General features: G+C 64.4%; 10 protein-coding genes. 6 read left to right on the forward strand and 4 right to left on the reverse strand.

From position 1 onward, the window contains the following. The first annotated feature begins 8 nt into the window (after nt 1–8). From MLE42_RS15720 to MLE42_RS15735, 4 genes are read left to right on the forward strand one after another with little or no spacing between them, the layout of a single operon-like run. Entirely contained in the window at nt 9–500 is a 492-nt protein-coding gene (locus MLE42_RS15720; protein ID WP_243288795.1) for a hypothetical protein, read from the forward strand. Further along, a complete protein-coding gene (locus MLE42_RS15725) occupies nt 487–1671 on the forward strand; it encodes a PilW family protein (RefSeq protein WP_243288796.1) in 1185 nt (394 codons plus the stop codon). Before MLE42_RS15720 ends, MLE42_RS15725 begins: the two co-directional genes overlap by 14 nt. A gap of 11 nt (nt 1672–1682) precedes the next feature. Further along, nucleotides 1683–2255, forward strand: a complete 573-nt coding sequence (locus MLE42_RS15730; protein WP_275975960.1) for a pilus assembly PilX N-terminal domain-containing protein — start codon at nt 1683–1685, stop codon at nt 2253–2255. Between the two features lie 13 nt (nt 2256–2268). Continuing rightward, nucleotides 2269–6867 carry a pilus assembly protein gene (locus tag MLE42_RS15735; protein WP_243288798.1) on the forward strand — a complete coding sequence of 1533 codons (4599 nt, stop codon included), beginning with the start codon at nt 2269–2271 and terminating at the stop codon, nt 6865–6867. A gap of 46 nt (nt 6868–6913) precedes the next feature. Here MLE42_RS15735 and priA read toward each other — a convergent pair whose 3' ends face one another. Beyond that, complete coding sequence (gene priA / locus MLE42_RS15740; protein WP_243288799.1) at nt 6914–9184, reverse strand: replication restart helicase PriA; 2271 nt, start codon at nt 9182–9184, stop codon at nt 6914–6916. Then, nucleotides 9181–10407: a hypothetical protein gene (locus MLE42_RS15745; RefSeq protein WP_243288800.1), complete on the reverse strand. Its 1227-nt coding sequence runs from the start codon at nt 10405–10407 to the stop codon at nt 9181–9183. The genes priA and MLE42_RS15745 overlap by 4 nt, the downstream gene beginning before the upstream one ends. A 14-nt stretch (nt 10408–10421) precedes the next feature. Between MLE42_RS15745 and tsaD the strand changes: the two genes are divergently transcribed. Then, a complete protein-coding gene (gene tsaD / locus MLE42_RS15750; protein WP_243288801.1) occupies nt 10422–11465 on the forward strand; it encodes a tRNA (adenosine(37)-N6)-threonylcarbamoyltransferase complex transferase subunit TsaD in 1044 nt (347 codons plus the stop codon). A 1-nt stretch (nt 11466) separates the two neighbouring features. Further along, nucleotides 11467–11751 (forward strand): Asp-tRNA(Asn)/Glu-tRNA(Gln) amidotransferase subunit GatC, encoded by a 285-nt coding sequence (gene gatC, locus MLE42_RS15755; RefSeq protein WP_243288802.1) that lies wholly within the window; start codon nt 11467–11469, stop codon nt 11749–11751. Nucleotides 11752–11805: 54 nt separating this feature from the next. Here gatC and MLE42_RS15760 read toward each other — a convergent pair whose 3' ends face one another. Both MLE42_RS15760 and MLE42_RS15765 read right to left on the reverse strand, forming a co-directional pair. Further along, nucleotides 11806–14523, reverse strand: a complete 2718-nt coding sequence (locus MLE42_RS15760) for a TonB-dependent receptor (protein WP_243288803.1) — start codon at nt 14521–14523, stop codon at nt 11806–11808. A 218-nt stretch (nt 14524–14741) separates the two neighbouring features. After that, nucleotides 14742–15329: a hypothetical protein gene (locus tag MLE42_RS15765; RefSeq protein WP_243288804.1), complete on the reverse strand. Its 588-nt coding sequence runs from the start codon at nt 15327–15329 to the stop codon at nt 14742–14744. Between the last annotated feature and the right edge of the window lie 55 nt (nt 15330–15384).

The following is a 15384-nucleotide window of genomic DNA, read 5'->3' on the forward strand; positions in this document are numbered from 1 at the left end:
GATTCTCGATGATCGAGTTGATGCTGGTGGCCTTCATCCTGGCCGTAGGCCTGCTCGGGCTACTGAGTCTTCAGGTCGTCTCCATCGCCAGCGGAGGCCAATCCCGTCTGAGAGGCACGGCGACCATCCTCGCCCATAACCTGCTGGATCGCGCCGTGGCCGAAGGGCTGATCTCCGCCGCTGAACGGTACGACAGTGGGAACGGAACTATCACTTCCACAGGTTGGACCTTCATCGATCCGGTTGGCCTCACACCAGCCACTTCTTCGGGCGGCACCAACTTCTATTACGATGTCCAGGGCAATGCCGTGGCGGCCGCGGATCCGAGCCTGGTCTATACGGTCAGCTGGCAGCGCATGCCGGGGATGATCGGAAGCAACGTGCTGGCGATGCAGCCGTTCGTCGTGAACGTTCAGTGGAACGAAGCCGTCAAGACTTCAAATGGGACCACGTCCATCCAGACGCACTACTTCTCGGCGAGCCGAAATGTCCGCATCTGAGTCATCTCCGAATGTCCGTCGTTCCCGCGGCTTCTCTTTGATCGAGATGCTGGTAGCCGTCGCGTTTCTTTCAATCCTCATGGCGGGCATGTTCAAAGTCTTCGCCTCGAGCACCTCTGCATTCATGGCAGGTATGGAAACCATGGGGGTCCAGCGCAACACCCGCTGGGGATTGAACCTGTTGCAGGACGAAATCCTGGAGGCAGGTTTCCTGTTTCCTGTACGTTCTGCTCCGGGCGGGCTCATGGCAGGCGAAAGCTTCCAGCCCCCGCTGCTGATGCAGGCCACGGACTACATTCCGACCGGCGCCCCGGCCAATGTCCCTGTTGACGAGCTGCAGATGGTCATGGACGTTCCTCTGGATGTCCAAGGGCAATCGTCAGACACCATCGCCTTCGGTGCCAGCCAGTTCCCCGCCACCATCCCAACAGGGGCAGGGGTGATCCAGGCGGGGGACATGCTCTTCATCCAAGACGCCGGCGCGGAATTTCCGACCATCAGCGCGAAACCTGGAAGCGGGACCAACGTCACCATCCACCTACAGGCCTCGGAAAGCGCCGGGATTGATCCGAACACCGGCACCCCGCTGAACACCATGAGCCCGACGGGCGGATTCAAATTCCAGCACGCCAAGGGAATGCCCTTTTCAGTGATCCGGCCGACCCAGATCATCCGATTCACCGTGGTCCCCCGGGCCTTGGATCCCGCCGATCCAAATACCATGGTCCCCTGTCTCGTCCGCCAGTCGAAGCCACTCGTTCCCGGCGAGATCTGGGCTCCGAACAAGAATGTCCCCACTGCGGACGAGCAGATTCTTCTGGAGAATGTGACCGGGTTTGCCGTGGATTGGAGCATTGACGGGGGGAAGACCTGGCTGCGAGCCTCGGGCGCCGGGAATGAGTGGAAAGACATCCGGGGAGCCCTCGACGCGGCGATCAAAGGAAGTCCAAGCCATTTCATCAAGCAATCGGGCGGAGTCGACAACCCGACCCTACCCATGTGGACCCTCTACACGCCGATTTTGATCCGCATCGACCTGACCACCCGTTCAGTCATGCGGCGGACGGAATTCAGCGCCGACAGCACGGCGGCAAATCCCAAAGTCGACTACCGCACCCGGAGGGAGACCATCCTGCTCTCCCCGCGGAATTGCGGGATCGGCCTTAATTAAGGATTGCGACCATGAGTCATCCAAAACCATCCAGGTATCAAGAATCAGGTGGAATCGCCATTCTGATGGCCCTCATCCTGCTGAGCGTCGCGGCCGTGGTCACCGTGAGCCTCAGCCGTTCGGCCATCCGCGAGGCCCTCATCACCAGCAACGAATCCACCGGTCGAAAAGCCTATGAAATGGCAGACTCCGGCATCGACTATCTCATCACCTGGAGCAACACTCCCTACGTGACGGCGCCATCCCCCACGGCGGAGATGATCGCGACCCAGTACCAGGCACTCTTGAACGCCATCGACCCGTCCAACAACTCCTTCACCGGCATGGATCCCGACGGCACGATCAAGGTCACATTGTTGGCCTCGAACATCGGCGGGGACCTGACGCCAGGTACCTCAGGGTACCTGCAGACGAACAGCGTCGTTCAACCCGCCTTCGACCTGGAACTCCGTTACCTGGGTCATCCTTTTTCCACCTATAAGTCAAAAGGCCCGGCCTTCTTCATCGCCCGCAGCACAGGCAGGGCCAATATCGCAAACACCGGCCAGTCCTTCATCTCCCGTCGCGAAGCACTCGTCTACTGAGTCGAGGGAAACCATGTCCAACGTACGCACTGCCCTTCTGTCCGGCCTGCTCTTGATCCTGGGCTCGAGCCTCAAAGCCCAGGTGGAACCCCAGCTCAGAACCAGGACCGACACCCTGGATGTTTACAAATCAGACGCCGGACAATCGGCGGTCGTCTGCCTCATGGACTTCAGCACCCTCAGCCGAGCGGTGTATGAGCCAGCAATCTACCTCACCAATAACGGCCGCAACCAGTACATCGCCAACGCTGGCGTGCCCGGCATCAATTGTAACAACATTGTTCAGGGCAAGGATTATGGCTATATTTTCCTGCTCAAAAAGGGGACGACCGAAGTCCGGCTTTACAGATGGCCACAGAGCCAGGACTTCTATAACGGGAATGGGCATGGCCCTGCCGCCACAGCCGTTATTGGAACTCCCTATCAATTTTCCGGGAGCAGCAACACACAGTCCAAGGCGAGCGTTACCACGGGTTCCTCGGACGCGGACACCATTGCCCACATCACGCACGTCCGGTTCACCATCAACGGGCGCAGCGTGGATCTTCCATGTCCCTCCCAGATCTGGGACTCCCCCTACTCGGCTGATTCCAGCAACCCGCGCCGCCCCAGCAATTCCGGTATCGCCAATTTCCAACATACCCAAGCCGGATCGGACGGCCCCCATTACGATCCCTGGTCTGAGGCGAATCTGAGCGGTACGAACCCAGCTTCGGGATCGGACCTTCAGAACATTCCCGATGGTTATGTGCCAATCGGCAACTTCTATTATCCCTTTGATTACATGGCGTGGATTTTCGGATCCAAAGAGATCGGGAACGGATTCTGCTGGTCTACCGCCCCAACCTCCGGCAACTATGCCTCGCCCACCGGCTATGCGGTTCCCGCTGCGACGGAACAGACGACGGTCCCCGGAATGAGCGGCAAGGTCACGGCAGAGGGCTGGTTCAACGGACTGCCCGTGATGGCCAGGTACCAGGCACTGAAGATGGCGGCCATCAACGTCTTCTTGGACTACGTGGGGAAGGTGAACATCGTCTATCGCTATGTGGATGGGCGTGTCGACAACCCGCTCAACTCCGAGGAGGGCATCGACTGGGGCAACGTGGGCCCGGTAGACAACAACCCGTCCCAGAGCAGTCTGTGGAACGACGTAACCATCAGGAACCGGAAGTATCTTCGCAAGCTCACCAATGATGCGAGCACTGGCGTGTCCACCAACGCCACAAGCCTTCAGCTCATGGGCCCTTCCGGATGGAGCCAGGTCTACCTCCAGGCCCCGAAAACCTACGACGCGCTGAATGATTTCATCGAGGCCACCGGCAACAACGATCCCTGCAAATTGAGCGGTGGGACCATGGATCCGCGGACCCCGCAGCCCTGGGCATACGCTTTGGCCAACACCTACTATCGGACGACCGTCGAGCCCACGAAACACAGCATGACGGACATTTTCCCCGCCTCGTCGGCCACGTGTCCCGGCCAGAAATACGTGATCATGTTCCCAACCGGTGGGTTCACGGATTCGACCGGCATCGGCTCACCCACAAGCATCACCGAAGACGCCGCCATTGCTTATGGCAGCAAGCAGGGGGCCATCCCTTCCGGCGTCGGAGGAGGCGTCCCCCAGATCAACGGCAATTATCCAGGGGCCCCGCTTTGCCAAGGCCCCAGCGCCACCGGATCCCTCACCCCGGGGAGCATTTCCTTCCATCCCGCGGCCCTGGCTTCTGTCGCGGCGTTCGCTGAAGCCACGACCAATACGTCTTCCCATTGGGGCGCTCCCTGGGAAATCGCCCCGGGCACCACCCGAAGCTCGGCGAACCCGGGCCTTCAGACACTGGTTGTGAGCGTGGGCATTCCCGGGAGCGTCTACTGCGGGTCTTCCCACAACCTTCGCAGCGCTTCGGCTCAGTTCTTCCGCATCGCCCAGTGGTCGGATCCAACCCGAAAGGACCTGGGATACGGCAAGTGGTATTCCGACAAGCCAGGCTATGACACCTCCGTCGTGGATCCCACCAACCCCGGCCAGGTCCATTACTACCCTTCAGGAAGTCCGACCCAGCTGGAGGATAATTTCAGGAACGCTGTCGCCTATATCGTGGCCGGTTCCGCCTCCCTGTCGGCCCCCGCAACCCCCTCGACCGGTGCCCGCGTCACCACCCAGGCCTACTTCGGCATTTTCCGGACCAGCCGCACGCCGGTCTGGTCGGGCAACCTCTTTTCCGTCGGACTCAAGAGGAGCCTCAATGCCGCAGGGACAACGGAAGTCCTGTCCTTCTACGATTCCCAGAGCCGGAACACCATTGCCTCCTATACCCCCACCGATGCTCTGAATCAGCCCCTTCTGGACAACTCAGGCCAACCCATCGTGATCACGGGAACCAATGATTTCGATCACCGGCACCTCTGGTCCGCCTTCGACATTTTCGGTGCCTACCTCAGCACGGATTACTCCAATGGCGTGCCGCCCTACACCGACGGCGTCGCAGGAGGCAGCGGGCTGCTTTGGAGCCAGCGGAACGTATACACCCTGAACGGTTCAGCCTTGGCAAGATTCGCCTCAGACAACACCACCCTGGTGAATGCCCTCGTCGCTCAGTTCACCGCGGCGGGCTACACGCCTACACCCACCACGGCTTCCGTCCAGAAATTCATCAATTTCATCCGCGGACAGCACAGGAATCCCACCTACGCCGCCACCAACAACCGCATCGACATCATGGGAGATATCGTCAATTCCTCGCCTCTGGCCATCGAGCTCGGATCGGACAACATCCGAGATCTGCCATCCTCCATCGCCTGGCCCAGCACGGGCACAGACCCGCATGTGAGGCTCGTTCTGGTGGGAACGAACATGGGGCAGCTCCACTGCTTCGTGGAATCCGCTTCCACGGATGCCGACGGCTACGTAAAGGCGAAGGCCACTGAAGCCTGGTCCTTCATCCCACCCGATGTGCTGAACACCCTCTATCAGGTCTACCTGAACGATGGCGTCAACGATGTGTTTCCTCATACCTATACGGTTGACGGGAACCCCGCGCTGTTCTGGGAGGACGTTCCTCCCTCCGGCTCACCCATTGGAAACACACGCGTAGACGCTACGGAAGACGCCATCATCGTCTTCGGCATGCGAAAAGGCGCAAGAAGCTATTACGCGCTTTCCCTGAGTGGAACCGGTGGCACCCCGGGGCTTCCCAAATTCATGTGGAAGCTCGATCCGCAGACCTCAACGATCGATACGGTCAAGAGAATGGGTGCGAGCACCGCAACCCCCGTCTTCACTTACATCAGCACCGACGGGACGCTGGCCACGAAAACAGCGGTGTGCTTCCTCCCTGGCGGCTATGCCAACCCCGAAATCAATGCCCGTTATCGCGTCAGAACCAACCCGCCCATCACTTCGAGCCAGGGGATGGGGCGATCCATGCTCGCCTTGGACCCTCGGACGGGCACCATCCTCAAGACTTGGGATTGGTCTGGAGATGCCAAAGTCGGCGCCATCCCTTCCGCCGTTTCTCCCCTTGGAATCTTTTTGGGCTACCCGCTGGTCCATCGCATCTACTTCGCGGACATGAAGGGCAATGTGATGGCCTTGGACTCCGCCTCACTCAGTGGTGCGGACCCAGCCAACGGATACCCGGGAGGATTCCGCCTGGACACCAGCATCATGAACAACTGGAGAGCGACGCCGCGGTTCATCTACAGCAATTCCGCCTTCCGCTTCAGCACACGGCCAGAGACAAGCCTTCTGGACAGCGGTTATCCGGTCCCCGCCGTGAAATTGGGCAATCCTCCTCCTTCACAGCCGAATTTCGCTCCCATGACGGCCATGGTCGCCATCGGATCCGGCGATTGGAACAACCCAACGGACGCGGATGAATCTGTCTCAGATGGGACCATCACGCTCAAGAGCTATCCATCCCTTACCAATCGCATGCTTGTTTTTGCGGATCGGCAGGATAGTAATAACCAAGGGACGGATACATCAGGCATTCCAGAGAGCAGCCTTCAAGAAATCAAGGATACAAGTGACCTTAACTTTAATTGGACCATCAGCTATACCAATGACAATGGGAAGGTGACACCGGGTGACCCCAATTACCTTTTTGCGAATAGTACAGGTTATTACTACGATCTTCTGAATGGCTCCCTGCCAGGTCAGGCCTATCTGGACACCACGCATGACAAAGTGCTCGTCAGCCCTTTGATCAAGCAGAATTCCATCTTCTTCTCCATTTTCAACATCAATGGGAATTCGGGTTACAAGTGCTCCTCGAATGCCTTCACCAGGACATTCCGTGAATGCGACATACTTCGTCCCTTGGGTATTTCGAGCCAGAGCAAGCTCGAGGCCTCGACGCTCGTGGGCGACACGGACACCCTCAACCGGAGTTCAGATTCCTGCAGCGGATTGGCCTTCTTCTTCAATTCCCTGGCCAGCGAGATGACGGATACGGGAGATCGGGTGATTCAAGGCGGTGCCGTCACGGCTGCCTCGACGACCTCCTTCAATCAGCAGACAGGATCCAACACAGCCTCGCTGCAAAATGTCCGAGACACTTCCAAGCAGGCAGGACTCAAGCTCCGTTCCTGGCGCGTGGTCCGATAAGGATCTCCACTTGTCCAACCAAGGGGCCCCTTCGGGGGCCCTTTTTCTATCCGAACTGGATGGGATCCCGGTCCAGGCTGATGGGTCCTGAAGGTTCCAAAGGGTGGCGCGCAAGGACTTCACCCAGGGCGCCGCGGGTGCCCTTGAGCAGCAGGTGCATGCGCCAGCGGTCGCGCACGCGGGGCACGGGGGCCTCCAGGGGACCGAGCACCCGCAAACCCGGGACGGTCAGGTGCTGCCGGAAGGCCTCGAGGGCTTCGCGGGCTTCCTTCGGGGTGTCCGCCTCGGCGCGGTAGAGGCTGAGGGCCGTGAAGGGCGGGTAGCCCAGACCCTCGCGGAAGGGCAGCTCCGAGGCCGCGAAACCTTCGAAGTCTTGGGCCAGGGCGAAGGTGATGGCCGGGTGCTCCGGCGAGTAGGTCTGCAGGATCACGCGGCCCGGCAGCTCGGCCCGGCCCGCGCGGCCCGCCACCTGGGTGAGCAGCTGGAAGGTGCGCTCCGAGGCCCGGAAGTCCGCCACCTTCAGGCCCTGGTCCGCGTTGAGCACGCCCACCAGGGTGAGCTTGGGGAAGGTGTGGCCCTTGGCCAGCATCTGAGTGCCCACCAGGATATCCACCTCGCCGGTCTCGGCGGCCAGCAGGCCCGCCTCGAAGGAGCCCCGACGGCGCGTGGTGTCCCGGTCCAGGCGCAGGATGCGGGCGGCGGGGAAGAGCTGGTTCAGGTGCTCCTCCACCTGTTCCGTGCCCTCGCCCACGCCCCGCAGGTGATCGGCCCCACAGTCAGGGCAGGCCTCCGGCGGCACGGTCTCGTGTCCGCAGAGGTGGCAGCGGAGGCGGAAGTCACCCCGGTGGTAGGTGAGGGAGATCGCGCAGTGGGGGCAACCGAGCGTCCTGCCGCAGGCCCGGCACATCCAGAAGTTCTCGTAGCCCCGGCGGTTCAGTAGGAGCAGGGCCTGCTCGCCTTTGGCCAGGACGTCCGTGAGGGCCCGCATCAGCGGCGGCGCGAGGATGACCTTGCGCCGCATCTCCCGGTAGGCATCCCGCAGATCCACGACCTCTACGGCCGGAAGGGTGATGCCCGCGGGTCGCTGCTTCAGCTGGAGCAGCCGGTAGCGGCCCGCCTGGGCGGCCTGCCAGCTCTCCAGACTGGGCGTCGCGCTGCCCAGCACGATGGGGCAGCCTTCGAGCTGGGCGCGCTTGATGGCCAGATCCCGGGCGTGGATGCGGGGATGCTCCTCGGACTTGTAGGAGCCCTCGTGCTCCTCGTCCACCACGACGAGCCCGATGTCCCGCAGGGGGGCCATCACCGCGTTCCGCACGCCCACGAAGAGATCCGCCCCGTTGAAGAGCAGCCGAACCACGTCACCGTGCTTCTCGCCGGCGTTCAGGCCCGCGTGGCCCACGGCGATGCGGCCGGGAAAGCGGGCCTCCAGGCGATCCAGAAGCCGGGCCGTGAGGCCGATCTCCGGTACCAGCCAGAGCACCCGCCGGCCGGCGGCCAGCACCCGCTCCGCCAGGGCAAGGTAGACCTCGGTCTTACCCGAGCCTGTGACGCCCTGGAGCAGGTGGACGCCGAAGGTCCCGAGACCTACGGCTTCCAGGGCCGCCCGCTGCTCGTCATTGAGGACCACGGTGCGGTCCGCGCCGGCCTCCCGGCGCTGGGCCAGCAGGTCCACCCGTTTCATCCGTTCGAGGAGGCCACGCTTCTCCAGGGTGCCCAGCACGGAGGGGCCGACGCCCGCAGCCTCCAGCAGCTCCGGCTCCATGAGGGCGCCGCCGGCCTCCTCCAGGGCCAGCAGGATCTTCGCCTGGGCGGGCGTCACCCGGGGCGGATGGGGCGCGCCGGTGAGGCGCACCTCTGTGAAACCGGCGCCCCGCAGCAGGGGCCGGTGCAGCAGCGTGGGCAGGATGGACGGATCCCGGTGCCAGGCCTCGCCCAGATCCGCCAGCACGCCCCAGGCACCTCGGTCGCGGTGGAACGATAGCCGCTGGCCGTCCTCGTCCGCCTCCCAATGGGGCAGCAGGGCCTGGGGCAGGCTCAGGGGTAGAAGGTGGGCCTCCAGGCAGCCGTAGTAGCGGGCGGCGAAGGCCTGCAGCTCCCGCAGCTTCGGCGGCAGCAGGGGGAAGGGATCGATCACGGCCTCCACCGGGCGCAGCTTCGCCGCGGGAGGCGCGGGATCCGGCCCCATGGCGAGCCCCACCGCCAGGCTGTTCCGCACCCTCACCTGCACCCGCACGCCGGCCGGCAGGCCCTCTGGCGCCAGGTAGGTGAGCGGCGGCAGGGGACGGTTGAGCTGGATGCGGACCGGGACGAGGGTCATCGGCCCTTCGCGGCGAGGGCGCCCCAGCGGGCCGCGAGGTCGGGGCGGTTCAGCCGCGTGGCAAGGTCCCGGGCCTTTCCCGGAAGGCCAGGCCAGCTCACCACCTCCGCCGCCTCGTTCAGGGCCTGGTCGGCGGCTCCGATGTCTCCCTGGGAGACCAGGGTCTCCAGCAGGAGGCCGAGACCCCAGTCCCAGGAGATGGCGTTGTTCCCCAATTGCATCTGCCCATCCAGGACGCCGTCCCGGAGGTCATTCCAACGGGGTTCCAGGACCTCCCGGATCGCCGTCCAGTCGCTGCGGGCTTTCGCGTCCTTCAGATACGCCTCGAAGATGCCCTGGGGCGGCCAGAACCCCGGCGGCGTTCCGGGCAAGGCCGGAATGGTGGCGAGCAGGGGCTGGAGGGGCCACCCGCCGCACTTCTGCGCGGCGGCGATCCAGAGCTGCCAGGTGGCGAAGCTCTCCGGCGACCGGCGCAGCAGCTCCTCCAGGGTCGCCTTGTGCCGTGTGAGCACCGCGATCATGGACGGGGAGTGCTCCGCCGCAGACCTCCGGATCCGAAGGCCGAGCAGGTATCCCAGGGATCCATCGGGAGCGCCGCCGGCCTCGCGGAGGCTGGTGTCCAGCTGCTGGGCCGCCGCAGCCCATATCTTCAGGTCCGCCTCGGGATCGAGCGGCTTCACGGGGGCCGGCTCCGAAGGCGCCGGCGTGGGTCCGGGAAGGTTCAGGGCCTTCTGCGTCCGCCGGGTCGCCACAGCGAGGTATTCCTGGCACAGCGCCGAACGCGCATCCAGGCGGTCCGGGTTCTGCCGGAGGAAGGCCTCCAGTTCCTGTGCCCGGGAAGAGATCCCAGCCTGCTCCACCGCCCGGCCCAGCGCCCCGGGCATGGGAGTCTCGGCCCCCTCGGCCTTCACGCGGCCCTTCGCATCCACCAGGGCCCAGTGGGCCCCCTTCGCCCAGCCGAAGCGCTCCCGGAGGACGGGCGCAAGCGCATCCGGCTTCTTCCCACCCGCCACCACCTTCAGGGGCAGGTTCAGCAGGATCATCGGTTCCTCGTCCAGGGCCGATCGCATGCCCGCGCCCCAGGCAGCCCCTTCATCCTCCAGGACCAGCCAGGTGCCGAACCGGTTCCGCTTCAGTTCCCGGTCGAAGGCTCCCGTGGGAGATGTGGGCGGGCGCTGGGCCAGCAAAAGGGCGGGCAGCAACAGCAGCATCAAACCGCGCATGGGGAGGGCTCCAGGTGCCAAGTTACACTATCCGGATGCTGATCCTCGGCCTGGAATCCTCCTGCGACGACTGCTCCGCCGCGGTGGTGGAGGAGACGGCCGCGGGCCCCGTGCTGAGGTCCCTGGTGCGGGAGAGCCAGGACGCCATCCACGGCCCCTTTGGAGGCGTGGTGCCCGAACTGGCGGCGCGGGAGCACCTGCTGCAGGTGCGCGCGGTCATGGGCGGGGCCCTGGCGCAGGCCGGAATCGGATGGAAGGACCTGGACCGCATCGCCGTCACCCGCGGGCCCGGCCTCGTCGGCAGCCTGCTGGCCACCTTCAGCGCCAGCAAGGCCCTGGCCTGGCGGGAAGGAATCCCATGGGTGGGGGTCCACCACCTCCTGGGGCACCTCAACGCGGCCCGCTTCGCCGCGCCGGACCTGCCTTTTCCAGCCCTGGCGCTGCTGGTCTCCGGCGGCCACACTCACCTCTACCTGGCGAAGGACTGGACCTGGCTCCAGCTCCTTCAGAAAACACGTGATGACGCGGCGGGCGAGGCCTTCGACAAGGCCGCCCGCATGCTGAATCTGGGCTATCCCGGCGGCCCGGTGGTGGACGCCTGCGCCCGCACCGCGAGCAAGGCCGCGGACCCCTTCACGCCGCCGAAGTTCCGCGACGGCAAGGCCTCCTGGAGCTTCTCGGGCCTCAAGACCGCCGTGAAGCTGCGCGTGGAGCGGAGCCCGCGCCTGGCCTCGGCGGGGGCTGACGATCCCGAGGTCCAGGGGCTCTGCCGCAGCCTTCAGGAGGCCATCAGCACCTGGCTGCTGAAGCCCGTACCCACACTGGCCGAGGAGCATGGCGCCAAGAGCCTCGTGATCAGCGGCGGCGTGGCTTGCAACTCGAGGCTGCGCGCCGACGCGGCGGCTCTGGCCGCCCGGGCCGGCCTGATCCTGGCCATCCCCGAACCGCGCCTCTGCACGGACAACGGCGCCATGATCGCCGCCGCGGGCGCCCTGCTGGAACCGGACGCCGAGCCCTGGATCCAGAACGCCGACGCCGACCTCAAGCTTGGAGCCTGACATGGACGTCACCCGCGAGGATGTGCTGCGCTGCGCCGCCCTGGCCCACCTGAGCCTGCGGGAGGAGGAGATCGAGCCCATGCGGCTGGCCATGGCCCGCATGCTCACCCATGCGGCCAGCCTGGATGACCTTCCGCTGGATGACGTGGAACCGATGTTCCAGGCCCTGGCCCGCCCCCTGCCCCGCCGCGAGGACGAACCGTGGGACACCTTCACGCAGGCCCAGGCCCTGGCCAACGCACCCCAACAGGACCTGGGGCACTTCGTCGTCCCCAGGGTGCTGTGACCAACAGGGAAGCGGCCCCTGCTGGAGCCGCTTCCCGTGGGGCCCCTATCTGGATCAGAAGCTGTAGCGGACGCCGAAACGGACCGAGCGCGGCGCCTGGAAGGTGGTGGGAGCCTTGAAGTAGGGGTTCGTCTGGCCCACGTCGAGGCCGCTGAAGTTGTACCGCTGGTCCACCGCCGTGGCGCTCTGGCTGTTGAGCACATTGGTGACGTCGAGCGAGAGCCGGACCTGCTGTTTGGCGACGACCTTGAAGGTGTAGCCCAGGTTCAGGTCCAGGCGGCTGGTGTCCGCGGTGCGCCCTTCGGAGCCCCGGGGCGTGAGGAAGAGCTCGTACCGGGTGTAGGGGAAGGGCTGCACCTGGTCCGCAAAGCCGAGGCGGTTGATCGGAGTCCCTGTGGCGTAGGTGAACGAGGCGCCGAGGCTGAGGCCGAAGTCCCACTCGTAGTAGCCGTTCGCCTTGACCTGATGGGTGCGGTCGCCGCTGAGCCGCCCCTCGCTGTTGACCATGAAGGCGGGCTCGTCGAAGGCCGAGTTGATGTTCGGATCAAGCTGCCCGGTTCCGTCCGGTCCACCGACCCCCTGGTAGGCGCCTTCGTAGTTGCCGTCCAGCTTGCTCCAGAGGTACGAGGCCTGCCACGTGTAGTGGTCCGCGTATTTCCTCTGCACACTGACTTCCACGCCCTTGTAGTCGCGGGTGGCCCGGGGGTACTGCTTGCCGGTCTGGCTGGTTCCGGGATTCATGATGAAGTAGTCGCCCAGGGGGCTGTTCACGTCGAGGGAATCCTCGATGGCCCGGCCCACGTAGCGCCGGATGTACTTGGCGCCGAGAACATAGTTGGAGGCCACGGTCGTCTCGGCCCCCAGGATGAGTTCATCCGAGTACTGACCCTTGAGATCGGGATCCACGGGCTCGATGTACGACCCGACGATGGAGCTGGTGCCCGCGGCGGGATCCGGGACCAGGCTGGTGGGGCTGAAGTTGAAGATGGTGGGATTGCTCTCGTCGCTGAAGGAGCGGATGACGAGATCGAGGGGCACCTGCTCGTAGAAGCGCGACAGGCTCATGTACACCTTGTCCTGCCCCTTCCCGGCCCAGTCCCAGATGACGCCAAGGCGGGGGGCCCACTGGTCCTTCAGATCGATCTTGGTGGCCCCATGCTGGTCCTTGATCTTGGTGGTGTCGAGGCGGACGCCCAAGTTGAAGGTGAGGGCCGGGGTGGCGGACCACTTGTCCTGGACGAAGTAGCCCGCGCTCTCGTGCTTCGGAGAGGCGTTGAAGATGATGCTGGGGGCGTTGTTCACGTCCGCGCCGGCGATGGTCCAGTAGTAGTGGGAATAAGTGCCGTTGCCGTAGTCCGTGACCTGCTGGCCGCCCGAATACCCGCGGTGGATGGTGGCCTTATCGGTCTGGAGGTCGAACCCGCCCTTGAGCTCGTGCGGCCCGAGGTACCAGGTGAGTGAACCCGAGACGTTGGTGCGGGTGAAGTCCTTGTCGTCGTAGCGGCCAAACCCCCCGCTGTTCCGCTGGGTGGTGTTGTCCACGGTCTGGATGAGCGTGGCCCCGGCGCCCGTGGGCAGGACGGAATTCTTCTCCTCGTGCTGGCTGGCCTGGAGCTGCACGAACCAGGACTGGCCGGTCAGCTCATAGCGCAGGCTCAGGTCTGTGCCGCCGATCTTGTGCTCACCATCCCAGGTGGTGGAGGGTCCCTGAGGATCCTTCACGGCCCCCGTGACCTTCTCGGGATCGCCGAGGAGTGAGGCGATGAGGGTCTGGTTCTCGGCAAGTCGCCAGGTGAGCTTCAGCGCGTACAGGTCGCGGGTGGAATCCGTGGGGGCCTTCAGACCCAAGTCGGGGCCCGGCACCCGCACCTGGGATTCCTGCGAGTTGGTGCGCCGGTCATAGGCGGCGAAGAACCAGAGCTTGTCCTTGATGATCGGGCCGCCGACGTCGAAACCGAATTCCGAGGTGCGGTTCTCCAGGAGGAGGGGCTTCTGGCGGAGGTTGGCATCGTCCGTGTGCCGGTTCCCGCTCTTGAAGGCCCGGCCCTCGGAATAGGCGAACACGTCCCCCGAGAATTCGTTGCCACCCGACTTGGTGATGACGTTGATGATGCCGCCGGTGGCCTTGCCGTATTCCGCCTCGTACCCGCCGGTCTTGACCTGGAATTCCTGCACGAACTCCTGGGGGATCTTCTTGCCCTGGGTCCCGAACTCCACGTTGGTGGTATTGATGCCGTCCACCACGAAGTTGTTCTCGGCACCGGAGGAGCCATAGACCTTGAAGCCCGCGTTGTCCTGGGACACACCGGGCGCAAGGAGTGCGACATTGGCGAAATCGCGGGTGGTAGGCAGCTTCAGGATGGCCTCGCTGGTGTAGTTGCTGCCGGCGGTGGTGGCCTTCAGGTCCACGGTTGCATTGGCGTCCGTCACTTCCACGGTCGCCGTCGCGATGGATTTCAGAGTCAGATCGACCGTGGCGGTGCGGTCCAGGCCGACCTGGATTTGCGCCTTCGCGGCGTTCAGGCCCTCCTTGGTGGCGGTGATGGTGCAGAGCCCAGGCGGAAGCAGGCCGATGCGATAGGTGCCGGACTCATCCGTGGTGGTGGAGCGGCCACCCTGGATCCCCGCCCCGCTGACGGACACGGTGGCGCCGACGACTGGACGTCCCTTCGGATCCACCACGCGCCCCTGCAGGGACCCCGTGGTTTGGGCCGAGAGGATGGCTCCGGAGGCTAGAAGCAGGGTCAGATAGCGCATGCGACGGCTGGCCATGGCCGCTCCAAAAGGAATGGCCACCATCGGATGGCCAGGTTCAAAAGAGAAGTGGCTTCATCATGGACATTTGAATGTCTACATCAAGTAAAATTTCCAGGCCGTCTATTAATGATACAAAGATCATCATTTGTGTCGGCACGGGTATCTAGCTGAACCAAGACAAGATCAGCCGACCCGACCGCTCGGATTCCTGTATCGGATCATCGAGTTCCGTCTTACCAGTCCCCGCCAGAGTCGCCGCCGGAATCCCCGCCGCCCCAGTCGCTTCCGCCACCGGAATCGCCCCAATCGCCGCCGCTGGACTCGCCCCAGTCGCTGGAGCCGCCGCCGGAAGCGCCGCCGCCCCCCCAGCCGTCATCGCCGCTCTGCCCGTCGTGGTGGTGATTTCCGCCACCCATCATGCTCCCGATCATCATGCCGGTGAGCAGGCCGCCCATGCCGCCGCCCGGCTGGCCATAGCCGCCCTGCTGCATGGGAGCCGCTCCCTGCAGGGGCGCATCCAGACCCAGGCGCCGTCGCGCGGAGGGCGGCAGCTCCTCGTCCTTGAGGGTCTGCACGCCGGCCAGGGCGCCGCAGTAGCCGCAGGTCCACTTCACGGCCCGGAGACCATCCCATTCCTGGACCATCTTGTCGCCCGTGGCGCCGCAGGCGGGGCACTTGGGATAAGGGCATGGAAAGGTGTGGGGTTCCAGCGGCGCGGTCGGGAGGGCGCGGCGGGAGGCGCCAAGCTGCTCGGGACGGTCCTTCTTCCCGCGGAGGACGAAGAAGAGCACGATGCCGATGATGAGGATGATCCAGAACATGGGAACCCCTGGGGAACCTCAAGGGTACCCCGAAACCCCAAGGCGGTACTTGCTG

The organism is Geothrix terrae, assembly GCF_022808775.1.
Lineage (GTDB): Bacteria > Acidobacteriota > Holophagae > Holophagales > Holophagaceae > Geothrix > Geothrix terrae.

Bases quoted from the DNA above. Each gene is read 5' to 3' on its own strand.
- gatC (WP_243288802.1), top strand. From the start codon at position 11,467: ATGGACGTCACCCGCGAGGATGTGCTGCGCTGCGCCGCCCTGGCCCAC.
- priA (WP_243288799.1), bottom strand. From the start codon at position 9,184: ATGACCCTCGTCCCGGTCCGCATCCAGCTCAACCGTCCCCTGCCGCCG.
- MLE42_RS15745 (WP_243288800.1), bottom strand. From the start codon at position 10,407: ATGCGCGGTTTGATGCTGCTGTTGCTGCCCGCCCTTTTGCTGGCCCAG.
- MLE42_RS15735 (WP_243288798.1), top strand. From the start codon at position 2,269: ATGTCCAACGTACGCACTGCCCTTCTGTCCGGCCTGCTCTTGATCCTG.
- MLE42_RS15725 (WP_243288796.1), top strand. From the start codon at position 487: ATGTCCGCATCTGAGTCATCTCCGAATGTCCGTCGTTCCCGCGGCTTC.
- MLE42_RS15765 (WP_243288804.1), bottom strand. From the start codon at position 15,329: ATGTTCTGGATCATCCTCATCATCGGCATCGTGCTCTTCTTCGTCCTC.
- MLE42_RS15760 (WP_243288803.1), bottom strand. From the start codon at position 14,523: ATGGCCAGCCGTCGCATGCGCTATCTGACCCTGCTTCTAGCCTCCGGA.
- MLE42_RS15720 (WP_243288795.1), top strand. From the start codon at position 9: ATGATCGAGTTGATGCTGGTGGCCTTCATCCTGGCCGTAGGCCTGCTC.
- MLE42_RS15730 (WP_275975960.1), top strand. From the start codon at position 1,683: ATGAGTCATCCAAAACCATCCAGGTATCAAGAATCAGGTGGAATCGCC.